Origin of the sequence: Pseudomonas sp. NY15356, assembly GCF_048068175.1 — a bacterium.
Classification (GTDB): domain Bacteria; phylum Pseudomonadota; class Gammaproteobacteria; order Pseudomonadales; family Pseudomonadaceae; genus Aquipseudomonas; species Aquipseudomonas putida_K.
Map to the genome: position 1 here is coordinate 392,522 of NZ_JBLUPW010000001.1, position 16,127 is coordinate 408,648.

General features: G+C 64.9%; 19 protein-coding genes. 11 read left to right on the plus strand and 8 right to left on the minus strand.

Going from position 1 to position 16,127, the window contains the following annotated elements:
* Positions 1-8 precede the first annotated feature (8 nt).
* The 7 genes from ACNFCI_RS01770 to ACNFCI_RS01800 all read left to right on the plus strand — a co-directional run bounded on the left by ACNFCI_RS01770 (position 9) and on the right by ACNFCI_RS01800 (position 5,034).
* Positions 9-599, plus strand: coding sequence for a YggT family protein (locus ACNFCI_RS01770; RefSeq protein WP_084853815.1), 591 nt, complete (start codon positions 9-11; stop codon positions 597-599).
* A gap of 87 nt (positions 600-686) precedes the next feature.
* Complete coding sequence (metX, locus tag ACNFCI_RS01775) at positions 687-1,826, plus strand: homoserine O-succinyltransferase MetX (RefSeq protein ID WP_368828809.1); 1,140 nt, start codon at positions 687-689, stop codon at positions 1,824-1,826.
* Positions 1,827-1,833: 7 nt separating this feature from the next.
* On the plus strand, positions 1,834-2,454 hold the full coding sequence (gene metW, locus ACNFCI_RS01780; RefSeq protein WP_084853812.1) for a methionine biosynthesis protein MetW: 621 nt from the start codon (positions 1,834-1,836) through the stop codon (positions 2,452-2,454).
* 32 nt (positions 2,455-2,486) lie between these two features.
* A complete protein-coding gene (locus ACNFCI_RS01785) occupies positions 2,487-2,921 on the plus strand; it encodes a DUF4426 domain-containing protein (RefSeq protein WP_084853810.1) in 435 nt (144 codons plus the stop codon).
* Positions 2,918-3,514, plus strand: coding sequence for an RdgB/HAM1 family non-canonical purine NTP pyrophosphatase (gene rdgB, locus ACNFCI_RS01790; RefSeq protein WP_084853808.1), 597 nt, complete (start codon positions 2,918-2,920; stop codon positions 3,512-3,514). The genes ACNFCI_RS01785 and rdgB overlap by 4 nt, the downstream gene beginning before the upstream one ends.
* On the plus strand, positions 3,511-4,698 hold the full coding sequence (hemW, locus tag ACNFCI_RS01795) for a radical SAM family heme chaperone HemW (RefSeq protein ID WP_324813662.1): 1,188 nt from the start codon (positions 3,511-3,513) through the stop codon (positions 4,696-4,698). The genes rdgB and hemW overlap by 4 nt, the downstream gene beginning before the upstream one ends.
* Before the next feature lie 9 nt (positions 4,699-4,707).
* Complete coding sequence (locus tag ACNFCI_RS01800) at positions 4,708-5,034, plus strand: DUF3392 domain-containing protein (protein ID WP_084853804.1); 327 nt, start codon at positions 4,708-4,710, stop codon at positions 5,032-5,034.
* Positions 5,035-5,214: 180 nt separating this feature from the next.
* Here ACNFCI_RS01800 and trmB read toward each other — a convergent pair whose 3' ends face one another.
* From trmB to ACNFCI_RS01820, 4 genes are all read right to left on the minus strand, one after another.
* Positions 5,215-5,937: a tRNA (guanosine(46)-N7)-methyltransferase TrmB gene (trmB, locus tag ACNFCI_RS01805; RefSeq protein WP_084853802.1), complete on the minus strand. Its 723-nt coding sequence runs from the start codon at positions 5,935-5,937 to the stop codon at positions 5,215-5,217.
* A gap of 9 nt (positions 5,938-5,946) precedes the next feature.
* Positions 5,947-6,741, minus strand: a complete 795-nt coding sequence (locus tag ACNFCI_RS01810) for a thiazole synthase (protein ID WP_043208630.1) — start codon at positions 6,739-6,741, stop codon at positions 5,947-5,949.
* A 54-nt stretch (positions 6,742-6,795) separates the two neighbouring features.
* On the minus strand, positions 6,796-6,996 hold the full coding sequence (gene thiS / locus ACNFCI_RS01815; RefSeq protein WP_084854288.1) for a sulfur carrier protein ThiS: 201 nt from the start codon (positions 6,994-6,996) through the stop codon (positions 6,796-6,798).
* Positions 6,997-7,099: 103 nt separating this feature from the next.
* On the minus strand, positions 7,100-7,471 hold the full coding sequence (locus tag ACNFCI_RS01820; RefSeq protein WP_416767305.1) for a DUF423 domain-containing protein: 372 nt from the start codon (positions 7,469-7,471) through the stop codon (positions 7,100-7,102).
* 64 nt (positions 7,472-7,535) lie between these two features.
* Between ACNFCI_RS01820 and mtgA the strand changes: the two genes are divergently transcribed.
* Positions 7,536-8,234, plus strand: a complete 699-nt coding sequence (gene mtgA / locus ACNFCI_RS01825; RefSeq protein ID WP_416767307.1) for a monofunctional biosynthetic peptidoglycan transglycosylase — start codon at positions 7,536-7,538, stop codon at positions 8,232-8,234.
* Positions 8,235-8,308: 74 nt separating this feature from the next.
* On the opposite strand, the gene rpoH is transcribed toward mtgA, so the two are convergent.
* The 4 genes from rpoH to ftsY form a co-directional block, all read right to left on the minus strand.
* A complete protein-coding gene (gene rpoH / locus ACNFCI_RS01830; protein WP_084853798.1) occupies positions 8,309-9,163 on the minus strand; it encodes an RNA polymerase sigma factor RpoH in 855 nt (284 codons plus the stop codon).
* Positions 9,164-9,273: 110 nt separating this feature from the next.
* Complete coding sequence (ftsX, locus tag ACNFCI_RS01835; protein ID WP_084853796.1) at positions 9,274-10,299, minus strand: permease-like cell division protein FtsX; 1,026 nt, start codon at positions 10,297-10,299, stop codon at positions 9,274-9,276.
* The gene (gene ftsE / locus ACNFCI_RS01840; protein WP_084853794.1) at positions 10,296-10,967 is read right to left on the minus strand and encodes a cell division ATP-binding protein FtsE; all 672 of its coding nucleotides are present in this window, start codon (positions 10,965-10,967) and stop codon (positions 10,296-10,298) included. Before ftsE ends, ftsX begins: the two co-directional genes overlap by 4 nt.
* Positions 10,964-12,415 (minus strand): signal recognition particle-docking protein FtsY, encoded by a 1,452-nt coding sequence (gene ftsY, locus ACNFCI_RS01845; RefSeq protein WP_324813653.1) that lies wholly within the window; start codon positions 12,413-12,415, stop codon positions 10,964-10,966. Before ftsY ends, ftsE begins: the two co-directional genes overlap by 4 nt.
* Before the next feature lie 230 nt (positions 12,416-12,645).
* On the opposite strand from ftsY, the gene ACNFCI_RS01850 reads away from it, so the two are divergent.
* The 3 genes from ACNFCI_RS01850 to rsmD are packed head-to-tail and all read left to right on the plus strand — an operon-like array spanning position 12,646 to position 16,092.
* Entirely contained in the window at positions 12,646-14,001 is a 1,356-nt protein-coding gene (locus ACNFCI_RS01850) for a M16 family metallopeptidase (RefSeq protein WP_416767310.1), read from the plus strand.
* A complete protein-coding gene (locus tag ACNFCI_RS01855; protein WP_416767312.1) occupies positions 13,994-15,490 on the plus strand; it encodes a M16 family metallopeptidase in 1,497 nt (498 codons plus the stop codon). Before ACNFCI_RS01850 ends, ACNFCI_RS01855 begins: the two co-directional genes overlap by 8 nt.
* A complete protein-coding gene (gene rsmD, locus ACNFCI_RS01860; protein WP_324813646.1) occupies positions 15,490-16,092 on the plus strand; it encodes a 16S rRNA (guanine(966)-N(2))-methyltransferase RsmD in 603 nt (200 codons plus the stop codon). The genes ACNFCI_RS01855 and rsmD overlap by 1 nt, the downstream gene beginning before the upstream one ends.
* Positions 16,093-16,127 lie beyond the last annotated feature (35 nt).

The window sequence follows — 16,127 nt, forward strand, 5'->3', positions numbered from 1 at the left end:
AGCTGTCGATGAATGCATTGTCCGGCGCCGCGATCTTCGTGGTGCAAACCCTGGTCAGCCTGTACCTGGTGATCGTCCTGCTGCGCTTCGTGCTGCAACTGGTCAAGGCCGACTTCTACAACCCGCTGAGCCAGTTCGCGGTACGCGCCACCCAACCGCTGCTCAAGCCGCTTCGTCGCATCATCCCCAGCGTCGGTGGCCTGGACACTTCGTCCCTGGTGCTGTCGGTAGTGATCCAGGCGCTGCTGATGGCCTTCGTGCTGATGGTCAGCTACGGCACCTTCGGCGATGTCCTGCACCTGCTGATGTGGGCGATCATCGGTGTCACCTCGCTGTTCCTGAAGATCTTCTGGGTAGCGATGATCGTCATGGTGATCGTGTCCTGGGTGGCGCCCAACAGCCACAACCCGGCGGCCGAACTGGCCTACCAGATCAGCGAACCGGTGCTGGCGCCGTTCCGCCGCCTGGTTCCCAACCTCGGCGGCATGGACATCTCGCCGATCTTTGCGTTCCTGGCGATCCAGGTGATCCAGTCGTTCGTCATGCCCCCGCTGGCCGCCTACGCCGGCATGCCACAAGAGCTGTGGCGGATGATCTGACCGACTTGCCCCCAGCGGCAAGCCTTCGCTTGCCGCTGGGGGTGGCCCTCTTTAGACTTACGCCTCCGTCAAGCGTGAGCAGGGTCGATGTCCACTGTCCTTCCCGAAGATTCCGTTGGTCTGGTAACACCGCAAACCGCCCGGTTCGATGAACCGCTGGCCCTGGCCTGCGGCCGCTCCCTGGCCAGCTACGAGCTGGTCTACGAAACCTATGGCACCCTCAACAGCACCGCCAGCAATGCCGTGCTGATCTGCCATGCGTTGTCCGGTCACCATCATGCCGCGGGCTACCATGCCCCTACCGACCGCAAGCCGGGCTGGTGGGACAGCTGCATAGGCCCTGGCAAGCCGATCGACACCAACCGTTTCTTCGTGGTCAGCCTGAACAACCTGGGCGGCTGCAACGGCAGCACCGGCCCGAGCAGCATCAACCCGGCCACCGGCAAGCCCTACGGCGCGGAATTCCCGGTCCTGACCGTGGAAGACTGGGTACACAGCCAGGCGCGCCTGTCCGACCGCCTGGGCATCGGCCAGTGGGCCGCCGTGGTCGGCGGCAGCCTGGGCGGCATGCAGGCACTGCAGTGGACCATCAGCTACCCGGACCGCGTTCGCCATTGCGTGGACATTGCCTCGGCCCCCAAGCTCTCGGCACAGAACATCGCCTTCAACGAAGTGGCGCGCCAGGCCATCCTCACCGACCCGGAGTTCCACGGCGGCTCGTTCCAAGACCAAGGCGTGGTTCCCAAGCGCGGCCTGATGCTTGCGCGCATGGTCGGCCATATCACCTACCTGTCCGACGACTCCATGGGCGAGAAATTCGGCCGCGAGCTCAAGAGCGACAAGCTCAACTACGACTTCCACAGTGTCGAATTCCAGGTCGAGAGCTACCTGCGCTACCAGGGCGAGGAATTCTCCGGGCGCTTCGACGCCAATACCTACCTGCTGATGACCAAGGCCCTGGACTACTTCGACCCGGCCGCCAGCCACGGCGGCGACCTGGCCGCTACCCTGGCAAACGTCTCGGCGGACTACTGCATCATGTCATTCACCACCGACTGGCGCTTCTCGCCGGCGCGTTCGCGGGAGATCGTCGACGCCCTGATGGCAGCACGCAAGAACGTCTGCTACCTGGAGATCGACTCACCCTACGGGCACGATGCCTTCCTGATCCCCACGCCTCGCTACATGCAGGGTTTCGCGAACTACATGAACCGCATCGCCATCTGAGGACAGCATGAGAGCCGACCTGGAAATCATCCACGACTGGATCCCCGCCGGCAGCCGGGTACTCGACCTGGGCTGCGGCAGCGGCGAGCTGCTGGCCTCGTTGCGCGAGCGCAAGCAGGTCACCGGCTATGGCCTGGAGATCGACGCCGACAATATCGCCGCTTGCGTGGCCAAGGGCGTCAACGTCATCGAGCAGGACCTGGACAAGGGCTTGGGCAACTTCGCCAGCAACAGCTTCGACGTGGTGGTCATGACCCAGGCCCTGCAAGCCGTGGAGTACCCGGACCGCATCCTCGACGAGATGCTGCGTGTGGGGCGCCAATGCATCATCACCTTCCCCAACTTCGGCCACTGGCGTTGCCGATGGTATCTGGCGACCAAAGGTCGCATGCCGGTCTCGGACTTCATGCCCTACACCTGGTACAACACTCCGAACATCCACTTCTGCACCTTCGCCGACTTCGAAGAGCTGTGCCACGAGCGCAACGCCAAGGTCATCGACCGTCTGGCGGTCGATCATCTGCACCGTAATGGGTGGGCGGGCCGGCTATGGCCTAATCTTCTAGGGGAGATCGGCATTTATCGCGTCAGTAGCCGCGGCCTGCCAGAACATCAGGTCGCGGTCTGAACCTCGCGTCCAACCCATTGGAGGATTGCACCATGCGTCGCCTAGCCCTATTCCTGATCAGCCTGTGCCTGGCCCTGCCGGTACTGGCCGCAGACCCCGCCAGGCCGGAGCGCAAGGAAGTCTTCGGCGACGTCACGGTGCATTACAGCGCCTTCACCTCGAGCATGCTGCAGCCGGACGTGGCCGCCGCCACGGGCCTGACCCGCAGCAAGAACCAGGGCGTGCTCAACATTGCCGTGCTCAAGGCCGGCAAGCCAGGCATGGCGGTGGTCAGCGGCACGGTGAAGGACCTGACCGGGCGTAGCAGCCCGCTGTCGTTCAAGCAGATCAGCGACCAGGGCGCGGTGTACTACATCGCCCAGTTCAAGATCGAACAGCCGGAAACCCTGACCTTCGACGTCAACGTCGAAACCGGCGGTGTCAGCCATAAACTCAGCTTCAACCAGGAAGTGTTCCCAGGCGAATGATGAATTTCCAGCAACTCGTATTGGCCAGCCACAACGCCGGCAAACTCAAGGAACTGCAGGCCATGCTCGGCGAGTCCGTGCACCTGCGCTCGATCGGCGAATTCAGCCAGGTGGAGCCTGAGGAGACCGGCCTGTCGTTCGTCGAGAACGCCATCCTCAAGGCCCGCAATGCCGCACGCATCTCCGGCCTGCCCGCCCTGGCGGACGACTCGGGCCTTGCGGTGGACTGCCTCGGCGGCGCTCCGGGCATCTACTCGGCGCGCTACGCCGATGGCAAAGGCGATGCGGCGAACAACGCCAAGCTGCTCGAAGCCTTGAAGGACGTTCCGGTCGAGGAGCGCGGCGCGCAATTCGTCTGTGTCCTGGCCCTGGTGCGTCATGCCGAGGACCCATTGCCCATCCTCTGCGAAGGCCTGTGGCACGGCAGCATCCTGTTCGAAGCCAGCGGCGAGCACGGCTTCGGCTACGACCCGCTGTTCTGGGTGCCGGAGCGCAAGTGCTCCAGCGCCGACCTCAGCCCCCTGGAAAAGAACCAGCTCAGCCACCGCGCCCGCGCCATGGCCCTGCTGCGTCAACGTCTGGGCCTGAAATGACCGAAACGCTGTCCACCCAGCCGCGCCATCCTGGTGCGGCGGGTTTCGCCACGCTGCCACCCTTGGCCCTGTATATCCACATTCCGTGGTGCGTGCGCAAATGCCCCTATTGCGACTTCAATTCCCATGCCGCCGGCCCTGAGCTGCCGGAAGAGGCGTACGTCGATGCCCTGCTGACCGACCTGGACCAAGAGATGGGCGCCGTGCAGGACCGCGTGCTCAGTTCGATCTTCTTCGGCGGCGGCACGCCGAGCCTGTTCAGCGCCAATGCCTTGGGGCGGTTGCTGCGCGGCGTGGAGCAGCGCATCCCGTTCGCCACGGACATCGAGATCACCTTGGAGGCCAACCCCGGGACCTTCGAGCAGGAGAAGTTCAAGGCCTACCGGCAAACGGGCATCAACCGCCTGTCCATCGGCGTGCAGAGCTTCCAGCCAGCCAAGCTCCAGGCCCTGGGGCGCATCCACAACGGCGACGAGGCGGTCCGCGCTGCCGGCATGGCAAGGGCAGCCGGCTTCGACAATTTCAACATGGACCTGATGCACGGCCTGCCCGACCAGTCGCTGGAGGATGCCCTGGCAGATCTGCGCCAAGCCATCGACCTGGGGCCGACCCATTTGTCCTGGTACCAACTGACCGTCGAGCCGAACACCGTATTCTGGAACCAGCCACCAGAGTTGCCCGAAGACGACATCCTGTGGGACATCCAGGAAGCCGGGCAGGCCTTGATGGCCGCGAACGGCTTCCAGCAGTACGAAGTTTCGGCCTATGCCCAGGCGGGCCGCGCCGCCAGGCACAACCTCAATTACTGGCGCTTTGGCGACTTCATCGGTATCGGTGCCGGCGCCCACGGCAAACTGACCTTCGCCGATGGGCGCATCCTGCGCACCTGGAAGACCCGCCTGCCCAAGGACTACCTGAACCTGGCCAAGCCATTCAAGGCCGGGGAAAAACGGCTACCGGTGGACGAACTACCCTTCGAATTCCTGATGAATGCCCTGCGCCTGACCCAAGGGGTGGAAGCCGAGCTGTTCAGCCAACGCACCGGGCTTGCGCTTTCGCAGTTGGCAGAAGCCAGGCGCGAGGCAGAACGAAAGGGCCTTTTGCAGGTCGAACCGGATCGGCTGGTGGCTACGCCCCGGGGCCAGTTGTTCCTCAATGACCTGTTGCAGTACTTCTTGACCTAAGGATGACCCATGGATCTGGTACTCGATCTGCTCGCGACCGTTTCTCGTTGGAGCCGCAGCAACCTGTCTGAAATCTCCCTGGCCTTGGTAGGCTGCTTGCTGGTGCTGTTCGGCACCGACATCAAAGGCTGGGTGGAAGGACGCCTGGGTGGCCTGGCCGGCGCCCTGCGCGTGCCCTTCATGGCGCTGCTGGTGATGATCGGCAGCGGCGCCGCGTTGATCTACGCAACGCCCTGGGTAGTGAAGGGGCTGGCCCAGTTCAACAACTACGCCCTGGCGCCGGTGCTGCTGGTGGTGCTGATCCTGATCGGCGTGGTGGCAGACCGCCGCGGCTGATCCGCTGACGCCCATCGCCGGCAAGCCGGCTCCCACAGTGATTTCGCAAGTCTTCAGAGCGGCGCAATCCCGGTGGGAGCTGGCGACAGCGTGCGATGGGCTGCAAAGCAGCCCCAAGTGCAGCCGATAAGGCTTGACTGAGTGGCGTTATCGTCCTGAGGGCGGTTTATTGAAAACCGATCACTCGACCTTTTCGAACTTCAGGTCCCAAACACCATGGCCAAGGCGCTCGCCACGGCGCTCGAACTTGGTGATCGGGCGCTCTGTCGGGCGTGGGACATAGGTGCCATCAGGCGACTGGTTACGGTAACCCGGCGCGACATTCATCACCTCCAGCATGTGCTCAGCGTACGGCTCCCAGTCGGTGGCCATATGGAACACGCCGCCTACCTTGAGCTTGCGACGCACCAGCTCAGCGAACTCCGGCTGGACGATGCGGCGCTTGTGATGGCGAGCCTTGTGCCATGGGTCGGGGAAGAACAGCATCAAACGGTCGAGGCTGTTGTCGGCCACGCAGCGGTTGAGCACCTCGATGGCGTCGCAATCGTACACCCGCAGGTTCTTCAGGCCCTGGGTCAATACGCCATTGAGCAGTGCACCGACACCCGGACGGTGCACTTCGACACCGATGAAATCCAACTCAGGCGCGGCCGCGGCCATCTCCAGCAGGGAATGGCCCATGCCGAAGCCGATCTCCAGGGTGCGCGGCGCCGAACGGCCGAACACCTGGTCGTAGTCCACCGGGCTGTCGGCCAGGGGCAGGATGAACAGGGGGCCGCCCTGCTCCAGGCCGCGTTGCTGGCCTTCGGTCATACGCCCGGCGCGCATCACGAAACTCTTGATGCGGCGGTGCGGGCGGGCTTCGCCGTCGGTGGTGATCGGCGTGTCTTGCGATTCAGTCATCAGGGGCTCTTACTTGATCAGACCTTCCAGCGGCGACGAGGCGCTGGCATAGAGTTTCTTCGGCATGCGCCCGGCCAGGTAGGCCATGCGACCAGCGACGATGGCGTGCTTCATGGCCTCAGCCATCAGCACCGGCTGCTGGGCATGGGCAATGGCCGAATTCATCAGCACTGCCTCGCAACCCATCTCCATGGCGATGGTGGCGTCGGAAGCGGTACCTACGCCGGCATCGACCAGCACCGGCACCTTGGATTCTTCCAGGATGATCTGCAGGTTGTAGGGGTTGCAGATACCCAGGCCGGTGCCGATCAGGCCCGCCAGCGGCATCACCGCGATGCAGCCGGCTTCGGCCAGCTGACGGGCGATGATCGGGTCGTCGCTGGTGTACACCATCACGTCGAAACCGTCCTTGACCAGCACTTCGGCGGCCTTGAGGGTCTCGATGACGTTGGGGAACAGGGTCTTCTGGTCGGCCAGCACTTCCAGCTTGACCAGGTTGTGGCCGTCGAGCAGCTCACGGGCCAGACGGCAGGTGCGCACCGCTTCGACGGCGTCGTAGCAACCGGCAGTGTTCGGCAGGATGGTGTAGCGGTCCGGCGGCAGCACATCGAGCAGGTTCGGCTCACCCGGGTTCTGGCCGATATTGGTGCGGCGCACGGCAACGGTGACGATCTCGGCACCCGAGGCTTCGATGGCCAGGCGGGTTTCTTCCATGTCACGGTACTTGCCGGTGCCGACCAGCAGGCGCGACTGGAAAGTGCGCCCGGCCAGGGTGAAGGGCTTGTCGCTGCGAACGTTGCTCATCGTGGATCCTCTGGAAAAGGTTGCGGGGCTTGCAGGTGAATCGCCAGACGGGACTCAGCCGCCACCGATGGCATGGACCACTTCGACCTGGTCGCCTTCGCTCAGCTGCGTGCTTTCGTGCTGGCTGCGCGGGACGATATCCAGGTTCAGTTCCACCGCCACCCGGCGGCCGGCGAGCTCCAGCCGGCCCAGCAGGGACGCGACGCTCTCGCCATCGGGCAATTCGTAAGGTTCACCGTTCAGTTGAATGCGCATGCGCACGGCCACCATTGTGCTTTGGGGGTCCGCATTCTAGCCCCGATCCGCATTCCAACCCAAGGGTGGCCGACGCCATTAGTCGCGATTGTGGACCACTTGGTCAGCTCAGGCGCCAGGCGGCCAGCCCCAGGCACAACCAGCCGGCCAGGAAACACAGGCCACCGATGGGTGTGATGATACCAAGCTTGCCCAGGCCGCTTAGGGTCAGCACATACAGGCTGCCGGAGAACAGCACGATCCCCATGGCGAACAGCCCACCGGCCCAACCGACCAGGCGCCCGGGCAGGTGCACCGAGAGCAGCGCGACACCAAGCAGGGCCAGGGCATGCACCAGTTGATAGGTCACGCCGGTCTGGAAGATCGCCAGGTAATCGGCGCTCAGGCGGCTCTTCAGGCCATGGGCGGCAAAGGCGCCGAGGCCCACGCCGGTGAAGCCGAAGAAGGCGGCGAGCATCAGGAAGCTGCGAAGCATGGGACGACTCCTGGAAACGGGTCTGTATAATGGCCCGTTCCACCGGTCCGGCCAAGCCATCACCATGTTGTCATCCCTAATCCGCCGCCTCGTCCGCGCCCTGCTCTGGTTCGCCGCCGGCAGCATCGTCGTGGTGCTGGCCCTGCGCTGGGTACCGCCGCCGGGCACGGCATTGATGGTCGAGCGCAAGGTGCAGTCATGGGCCAGCGGCGAGCCGATCGACCTGCAGCGGGACTGGACGCCCTGGGAGCGGATCTCCGATGAACTCAAGGTGGCGGTCATCGCCGGTGAGGACCAGAAGTTCGCCAACCATTGGGGCTTCGACCTGCCGGCCATCCAGGCTGCGCTGGCCTACAACGAGCGCGGCGGCAAGATCCGCGGGGCCAGCACCCTGACCCAGCAGGTGGCCAAGAACCTGTTCCTGTGGTCCGGCCGAAGCTGGCTGCGCAAGGGGCTGGAGGCCTGGTTCACGGCGCTGATCGAGCTGTTCTGGCCCAAGCAGCGGATCTTGGAGGTCTACCTGAACAGCGCCGAATGGGGCAAAGGAGTATTCGGCGCCCAGGCGGCTGCCCGCTACCACTTCGGTGTGGATGCCAGCCGCCTTTCGCGCCAACAGGCCGCGCAACTGGCGGCCGTGCTGCCCAGCCCGTTGAAGTGGAGCGCCAGCCGACCCAGTGCCTATGTGGCCAACCGCGCCGGCTGGATCCGCCGGCAGATGAGCCAGTTGGGCGGGCCCAGCTACCTGATGCAGCTTCGCCCCTGAACGCTGCGCACCCCCGACAAAAAAGCCGCTGCCTCTTCCGAGAGCAGCGGCTTTCTGCATCCAGCCAAGGGTGATCAGACCGTGATCAACGCCTTGACCTTGTTCATCGCGTTCTTTTCCAACTGACGGATACGCTCCGCCGATACGCTGTACTTGTCCGCCAGCTCATGCAAGGTAGCCTTTTCCTCGGCCAGCCAGCGCTGGTAGAGAATGTCCCGGCTGCGCTCGTCCAGGCCCTGCAGGGCATCGTGCAGGTTGCTGGTGGAGTTGTCGCTCCAGTCGGCATCCTCCAGCTGTACGGCCGGGTCGTAGCGGTGGTCTTCCAGGTAATGCGCAGGCGACTGGAAGGCGCTGTCATCGTCGGCCTCGGCGGCCGGGTCGAAGGCCATGTCCTGGCCGCTCAGGCGGCTTTCCATCTCGCGCACTTCACGCGGCTCCACCCCCAGGCTCTCGGCCACGCGATGGACTTCATCATTGTTCAGCCAGGCCAGGCGCTTCTTCTGGCTGCGCAGGTTGAAGAACAGCTTGCGCTGGGCCTTGGTGGTCGCCACCTTGACGATACGCCAGTTGCGCAGGATGAACTCATGGATCTCGGCCTTGATCCAGTGCACCGCAAAGGACACCAGGCGCACGCCCATTTCCGGATTGAAACGCTTTACAGCTTTCATCAGGCCAACGTTGCCTTCCTGGATAAGGTCGGCCTGGGCCAGCCCATAGCCTGCATAGCTACGGGCGATATGTACGACGAAACGCAGGTGGGCCATCACCATTTGCCGAGCGGCCTCGAGATCCTGCTCATAGTAGAGACGCTCGGCCAGTTCACGCTCCTGCTCGACCGTCAGCAACGGGATGCTGTTGACCGTGTGCACGTAGGCTTCCAGGTTTGCACCGGGAACCAGGGCATAGGCAGGTTGCAACGAAGTGGTCATTAAGTACCTCCGACTCACGAACTCGTGCCTTTTGGGCACTGCCAACATTGACCGGAAACCGCGAAACAAGTTCCCAGAATGATAAGAAAGTCAATGCTGGCGTAAAAACATTATCGTGGTGCCAGCTCGTTCAGGTGACGAGCGACCGCGATCCACGCACCGATATACCCCAACAGTACAGCACCGATCAAGAGCGAAAGTCCATCCGACCCTGGTACACCTGCCAGGGCGAAATCACTGCCATACAACCCGGAAAGGTCCACGACCGCATCGTTGAGCCAGTCCAGCGAGAAGGCCAGGATCCCCCAGGCCAGCACACCGGCGCCCAGGCCGTAGAGCGCGCCCATGTAGAGGAAGGGTCGACGGACATAGCTGTCGGTCCCCCCCACCAGCTTGATCACTTCGATCTCGATGCGGCGGTTCTCGATATGTAGACGAATTGTGTTACCGATTACTAACAACAGAGCCGAAACGAGCATCACAGCCAGGCCGAACACGAAGCGATCGCCCAGCTTGAGGATCGCCGCCAGGCGTTCCACCCAGACCAGGTCCAGCTGTGCCGCCTCGACCTTCGGCAGTTCCGCCAGGCGCTGACGCAGGGCCTCCAGGGCCGGCTTGTCGACCTCGGTCGGGGTCACCACTACCACGCCGGGCAGTGGGTTGTCCGGTAATTCGCGCAGCGCCTCGCCAAGGCCCGACTGCTGCTGGAACTCCTCCAAGGCCTGCTCGCGGCTGACGTACTGGGCATCGGCCACGCCAGGCATGGCCTTGATTTCGTCCCGTAGCGCCTCGCCTTCCTTGCTACCCGCATCGAGCTGCAGGTACAGGGAAATCTGCGCGGCACGCTGCCAGGAACCGCCCAGCTTCTCGACATTCTTGAGCAGCAATGACAGGCCCATGGGCATGCTCAGCGCCACGGCCATCACCAGGCAGGTGAAGAAACTACCGATCGGCTGCTTGCCCAGGCGACGCAGGCTGTCGGCCAGACTGGCCCGGTGGCTTTCCAGCCAGGCGTGCAGCAAGGTGCGGAAGTCCGGGCCATCGTCGTCGTGGCCGCCGCGCTGCTTGTTCGGCTGCGGGTCGGCGGCTTTCGGCGCGACGCGCTCGGAGACCTTCGGCGTACGTGTCGTGTTCATTGCCCGGCCTCCCCATCGCCGATCAAGCGACCGCGCTGCAAGGTCAGCATGCGGTGACGCATGCGCGCGATCAGCGCCAGGTCGTGGCTGGCGATCAATACCGTGGTGCCCAGGCGGTTGATGTCCTCGAACACGCCCATGATCTCGGCGGCCAGGCGCGGGTCGAGGTTACCGGTGGGTTCGTCGGCCAGCAGCAAGGCCGGCTGGTGGACGATGGCGCGGGCGATGCCCACCCGCTGTTGCTGCCCGGTGGAGAGGTCCGCCGGGAACAGCTCGCCCTTATCGCTCAGGGACACTCGCTCCAGCGCCGAATCCACGCGTTTGGCGATCTCGGGCTTGGACAGCCCGAGAATCTGCAGCGGCAACGCGATGTTGTTGAACACCGTGCGGTCGAACAGCAGTTGGTGGTTCTGGAAGACCACGCCGATCTGCCGACGCAGGAAAGGAATCTGTGCGTTGCTGATCTGCCCCAGATCCTGGCCGGCCAGCATCAGCTTGCCGCTGGTGGGGCGTTCCATGGCCAGCAACAGGCGCAGCAAGGTGCTCTTGCCCGCGCCCGAGTGGCCGGTGACGAACAGGAACTCGCCCCGGCGCGCCCGGAAGCTCAGCTCGTGCAGGCCGACATGGCCGTTGGGATAGCGCTTGGCAACCTGTTCGAATCGGATCATGGATGCTCCCGCTCGGCAAACAAGGCTTTGACGAAAGGCTCGGCTTCGAAGGTGCGCAGGTCGTCGATACCTTCGCCGACGCCGATGAAGCGGATCGGCAGGTTGAACTGCTTGGCCAGGGCGAAGATCACCCCGCCTTTTGCGGTACCGTCCAGCTTGGTCAGGGCCAGGCCGGTCAGCTCGACGCTCTGGTTGAAGTACTTGGCCTGGCTGATGGCGTTCTGCCCGGTACCGGCGTCCAGTACCAGCAGGACCTCATGGGGTGCCTCGGCATCGAGCTTGCCGATGACCCGGCGCACCTTCTTCAGCTCTTCCATCAGGTTGTCCTTGGTGTGCAGGCGACCGGCGGTATCGGCGATCAGCACATCCACGCCGCGCGCCTTGGCGGCCTGCACGGCATCGAAGATCACCGAGGCCGAGTCGGCACCGGTGTGCTGGGCGATGACCGGGATCTGGTTGCGCTCGCCCCACACCTGCAGCTGCTCCACCGCCGCGGCGCGGAAGGTATCGCCGGCGGCCAGCATGACTTTCTTGCCCTCCAACTGCAGCTTCTTGGCCAGCTTGCCGATGGTGGTGGTCTTGCCGGCACCGTTCACGCCGACCACGAGGATCACGTAGGGCTTGGTCTGCGACTGGATCTTCAGCGGCTGTTCGACCGGGCGCAGCAGCGCGGCCAGTTCTTCCTGCAGCGACTTGTACAGCGCATCGGCGTCGGCCAGCTGCTTGCGGGCGACCTTCTGGGTCAGGTTCTGCACGATCACCGAGGTGGCCTCGACGCCCACGTCGGCGGTCAGCAGGCGGGTCTCGATTTCGTCGAGCAGGTCGTCATCGATGGCTTTCTTGCCCAGGAACAGGCTGGCCATGCCCTCGCCGATGCTGGCGCTGGTCTTGGACAGGCCCTGCTTGAGGCGGGCGAAGAAGCCGACCTTGGCTTGCTCGGTGGCGACAGGTGCCGGAGCGGCAGGCTCGGGCTCAGGCTCGGCGACAGGGCGCTCGGGAATGGCCGGCGGCGCTTTCTGTTCGAGGTCCGGCACCAGGGCCACCGGCTCTTCGGCTACCGGCAGCACCAGGTTGCTGACCGGTGCAGTGGGCTCGGGCACCGGTTCCACGACCGGTTGCACGGCTTGCAGCGGCATGGACGCCACAGGCTCCGGTGCAGGCGCCTGCACCGGCACGGACGCGACCGGCTCCGGCCGTGGCGCCTGCAGGGGCTCGGAGGCGACAGGCTCGGGAACTGGCGCTTGCACGACCGGGGCCACGGGCTCGACCGGAGCAACCTCGGGCTGCTCGACGGGGGCCTGCGGCGCAGCCGGTTCTACGGCCTGCGGTTCAGGGGTTTGTGGCTGTTCGGCGACAGGTTGCTGCGGCTTCTTGCGAAACCAGCTGAACAGGCCTTTCTTCTCGCCAGCCTCGGCCGGCGCTTTTTTGTCGTCGTTGGAACCAAACATGGAAGACGGCTATCTCAGGGTAGCGATGGGCCACCAGTGGCGCATCGGGAATTCTCTAAACGCAGAACAGACTATTTTGAATCCGGCTGGTTCATGCGCAATATTTTGTCGCCAAGCCCGCAGGCCAGAACGGCGACAGGCATGGTCGCCAGGCAACCGGATCAGTATCCTAGCACCTCCTGGCCCGCCGACGCTAAGCCAAGCGGGCCGCCGTACAGGTTATCCAACGTATGAATGCTCTAGCCCGCCGCGCCGCTGGCCTGTTGCTCAGCACGCTCTGCCTGCCGTTCGCGGCCCTGGCCGCCGATCTGCAACCCACCCATGAGTTCATCCTCGACAACGGCCTGAAGGTGGTCGTGCGCGAGGACCACCGCGCGCCGGTGGTGGTCTCGCAGATCTGGTACAAGGTCGGCTCCAGCTACGAGACGCCGGGCCAGACCGGCCTGTCCCACGCCCTCGAGCACATGATGTTCAAGGGCAGCGCCAAGATCGGCCCGGGCGAGGCCTCGCGCATCCTGCGCGACCTCGGCGCCGAGGAAAACGCCTTCACCAGCGACGACTACACCGCCTACTACCAGGTGCTCGCCCGCGACCGCCTGCCGGTGGCCCTGGAGCTGGAGGCCGACCGCCTGGCCAGCCTGCGCCTGCCGGCCGACGAGTTCAGCCGCGAGATCGAGGTCATCAAGGAAGAACGCCGCCTGCGCACCGACGACCAGCCCAACGCCAAGGCCTTCGAACTGTTCCGCGCCATGGCCTACCCGGCCAGTGGCTACCACACGCCGACCATCGGCTGGATGGCCGACCTGGAGCGCATGAAGGTCGAGGAGCTGCGTCATTGGTACGAGTCCTGGTACGCGCCGAACAATGCCACCCTGGTGGTGGTCGGCGATGTCACGCCCGAGGAGGTCAAGGGCCTGGCGCAGAAATACTTCGGTGCCATCCCCAAGCGCGCGGTACCTCCGGCCAAGCTGCCCCTGGAGCTGGCCGAGCCCGGCCTGCGCCAGCTGACCCTGCATGTACGCACCCAACTGCCGAGCCTGATCTACGGCTTCAACGTGCCGGGCCTGGCCACCGCCAAGGACCCGCGCACCGTCCATGCCCTACGCCTGATCTCTGCCCTGCTCGACGGCGGCTACAGCGCGCGCATGCCGGCGCGCCTGGAGCGCGGCCAGGAGCTGGTGGCCGGTGCCTCGTCAGGCTACAACGCCTTCACCCGGGGTGACAGCCTGTTCATGATCTCGGCCACGCCGAACGTGCAGAAGCAGAAGTCCCTCGCCGACGTGGAAAAAGGCATCTGGCAACTGCTCGACGAACTCAAGACCACGCCGCCTACCGCCGAGGAACTCGAGCGCGTGCGCGCCCAGGTGATCGCCGGCCTGGTCTACGACCGCGATTCCATCAGCAGCCAGGCTACCACCATCGGCCAGCTGGAAACCGTGGGCCTGTCCTGGAAGCTGATCGACAGCGAACTGGACGAGCTCAAACGCGTGACCCCGCAGGACATCCAGGACGCCGCACGCACCTACTTCACCCGCGAACGCCTGAGCGTTGCCCATGTACTGCCCGAGGAGTCCGCTCATGAGTGATCGCAGCGCCCCCCGCTATACCCTGCTTGGCCTCGGCATCATCGCCGTGGTGGTGGCCCTGGCCCTCGTCCTGGCCCGCCCGGCCCAGTCGGGCAGCAGCGCCGAAGGCAAGGCCCCGGCGGCCCGCCCGGCCAATACCCTGCAGTCCTTGGCCGAGCTGGACGGCAAGGCGCCTACCCGGCGCACGCTGAACATCCAGAACTGGAACACAGCCGAAGGTGCCCGTGTGCTGTTCGTCGAGGCACGTGAGCTGCCGATGTTCGACCTGCGCCTGACCTTCGCCGCCGGCAGCAGCCAGGACGGCGACGTGCCGGGCCTGGCGACACTGACCAACGCCATGCTCAACGAAGGCGTGGCCGGCAAGGACGTCACCGCCATCGCCCAGGGTTTCGAAAGCCTGGGGGCTGATTTCGGCAACGGCTCCTACCGTGACATGGCCGTGGCCACGCTGCGCAGCCTCAGCACCCCGGACAAGCGCGAGCCGGCCCTGAAGCTGTTCGCCGACGTGGTGGGCAAGCCGACCTTCCCGGAGGATGCCCTCAAGCGCATCAAGAACCAACTGTTGGCCGGTTTCGAGTACGAAAAGCAGAACCCGGGCAAGATCGCCGGCAAGGCCTTGTTCGCCAAGCTCTACGGCGATCACCCCTATGCCCACCCGAGCGATGGCACCGCCCAGAGCGTCCCCGGCATCACCCTGGATCAGCTGCGCGCCTTCCATGCCAAGGCCTACACAGCCGGCAACGCGGTGATCGCCCTGGTCGGCGATCTCAGCCGCGCCGAAGCCGAAGCCATCGCCGCCCAGGTGTCCGCCGCCCTGCCCAAGGGCCCGGCGCTGCCCAAGCCCGCTGAGCCTGCCGAGCCCAAGGCGGGCCTGACCCACATCGACTTCCCGAGCAAGCAGACCCACCTGATGCTCGCCGAGATGGGCATCGACCGCCAGGACCCGGACTGGGCAGCCCTGTCCCTGGGTAACCAGATCCTCGGCGGCGGTGCCTTCGGCACTCGCCTGATGAGCGAAGTACGCGAGAAACGCGGCCTGACCTACGGCGTCTATTCGGCCTTCAGCCCGATGCAGGTACGCGGCCCGTTCATGATCAACCTGCAGACCCGCGCCGAACTCAGCGAAGCGACCCTCAAGCTGGTCCAGGACATCCTCGCCGACTATCTCGAGCAGGGCCCTACCCAGCAAGAGCTGGACGATGCCAAGCGCGAGCTGGCCGGCAGCTTCCCGTTGTCCAACGCCAGCAATTCGAGCATCGTCGGCCAGCTGGGTGCCATCGGCTTCTACAACCTGCCGCTGACCTGGCTGGAGGACTTCATGCAGCAGTCCCAAGCCCTGACCGTCGAACAGGTCAAGGCGGCACTGAACAAGCACCTGGCCGTGGACAAGCTGGTGATCGTCACCGTCGGCCCGACCGTGGCGCAGAAACCGCTGCCACCGCCCACTGACAAACCCGCCGAGCAGCCGCTTGGCGTACCGGAGCACTAATGGCCAAGCCAACCCACACCGCCCGCCCGGGCCCGGCCCACAGCAAGGGGCAAGGCCACCTGCGTATCATTGCCGGCGAGTGGCGCAGCCGTCGCCTGGCCGTGCCGGACGGCGAAGGCCTGCGCCCGACGCCGGACCGCGTGCGCGAAACCCTGTTCAACTGGCTGGCGCCCTATATCGAGGGTGCCCAGGTACTCGACGCCTTCACCGGCAGCGGTGCCCTGGTGCTCGAGGCCCTGTCCCGCGGGGCTGAGGATGCCGTGGCCCTGGACAGCAACCCGGCGGCCATCGCCAACCTGAAGAACAACCTCGAGATCCTGCGCTGCCCACGCGGCCAGATTCTGCAGACCGATGCCCTGCGCTATCTGCAGAACCCGGCGAAGCAGGAGTTCGACCTGGTGTTCCTCGACCCTCCGTTCCATCAGGACCTATTGACCAACGCCTGCAACCTGCTCGAGCAAAACCAATGGCTACGTGAACAGGCCTGGATCTACACCGAGAGCGAAGCCGCGCCCTCCTCCCTGCAGATGCCCGGCAATTGGCGCCTGCACAGGGAGAAAAAGACCGGGCAGGTGCATTACGCCCTCTGGCAACGAGGCTGACGCCACCGCCTGCCTAACTATGTAACGCAGGCGGC

Bases quoted from the DNA above. Each gene is read 5' to 3' on its own strand.
- ACNFCI_RS01770 (WP_084853815.1), top strand. From the start codon at position 9: ATGAATGCATTGTCCGGCGCCGCGATCTTCGTGGTGCAAACCCTGGTC.
- metX (WP_368828809.1), top strand. From the start codon at position 687: ATGTCCACTGTCCTTCCCGAAGATTCCGTTGGTCTGGTAACACCGCAA.
- metW (WP_084853812.1), top strand. From the start codon at position 1,834: ATGAGAGCCGACCTGGAAATCATCCACGACTGGATCCCCGCCGGCAGC.
- ACNFCI_RS01785 (WP_084853810.1), top strand. From the start codon at position 2,487: ATGCGTCGCCTAGCCCTATTCCTGATCAGCCTGTGCCTGGCCCTGCCG.
- rdgB (WP_084853808.1), top strand. From the start codon at position 2,918: ATGATGAATTTCCAGCAACTCGTATTGGCCAGCCACAACGCCGGCAAA.
- hemW (WP_324813662.1), top strand. From the start codon at position 3,511: ATGACCGAAACGCTGTCCACCCAGCCGCGCCATCCTGGTGCGGCGGGT.
- ACNFCI_RS01800 (WP_084853804.1), top strand. From the start codon at position 4,708: ATGGATCTGGTACTCGATCTGCTCGCGACCGTTTCTCGTTGGAGCCGC.
- trmB (WP_084853802.1), bottom strand. From the start codon at position 5,937: ATGACTGAATCGCAAGACACGCCGATCACCACCGACGGCGAAGCCCGC.
- ACNFCI_RS01810 (WP_043208630.1), bottom strand. From the start codon at position 6,741: ATGAGCAACGTTCGCAGCGACAAGCCCTTCACCCTGGCCGGGCGCACT.
- thiS (WP_084854288.1), bottom strand. From the start codon at position 6,996: ATGCGCATTCAACTGAACGGTGAACCTTACGAATTGCCCGATGGCGAG.
- ACNFCI_RS01820 (WP_416767305.1), bottom strand. From the start codon at position 7,471: ATGCTTCGCAGCTTCCTGATGCTCGCCGCCTTCTTCGGCTTCACCGGC.
- mtgA (WP_416767307.1), top strand. From the start codon at position 7,536: ATGTTGTCATCCCTAATCCGCCGCCTCGTCCGCGCCCTGCTCTGGTTC.
- rpoH (WP_084853798.1), bottom strand. From the start codon at position 9,163: ATGACCACTTCGTTGCAACCTGCCTATGCCCTGGTTCCCGGTGCAAAC.
- ftsX (WP_084853796.1), bottom strand. From the start codon at position 10,299: ATGAACACGACACGTACGCCGAAGGTCTCCGAGCGCGTCGCGCCGAAA.
- ftsE (WP_084853794.1), bottom strand. From the start codon at position 10,967: ATGATCCGATTCGAACAGGTTGCCAAGCGCTATCCCAACGGCCATGTC.
- ftsY (WP_324813653.1), bottom strand. From the start codon at position 12,415: ATGTTTGGTTCCAACGACGACAAAAAAGCGCCGGCCGAGGCTGGCGAG.
- ACNFCI_RS01850 (WP_416767310.1), top strand. From the start codon at position 12,646: ATGAATGCTCTAGCCCGCCGCGCCGCTGGCCTGTTGCTCAGCACGCTC.
- ACNFCI_RS01855 (WP_416767312.1), top strand. From the start codon at position 13,994: ATGAGTGATCGCAGCGCCCCCCGCTATACCCTGCTTGGCCTCGGCATC.
- rsmD (WP_324813646.1), top strand. From the start codon at position 15,490: ATGGCCAAGCCAACCCACACCGCCCGCCCGGGCCCGGCCCACAGCAAG.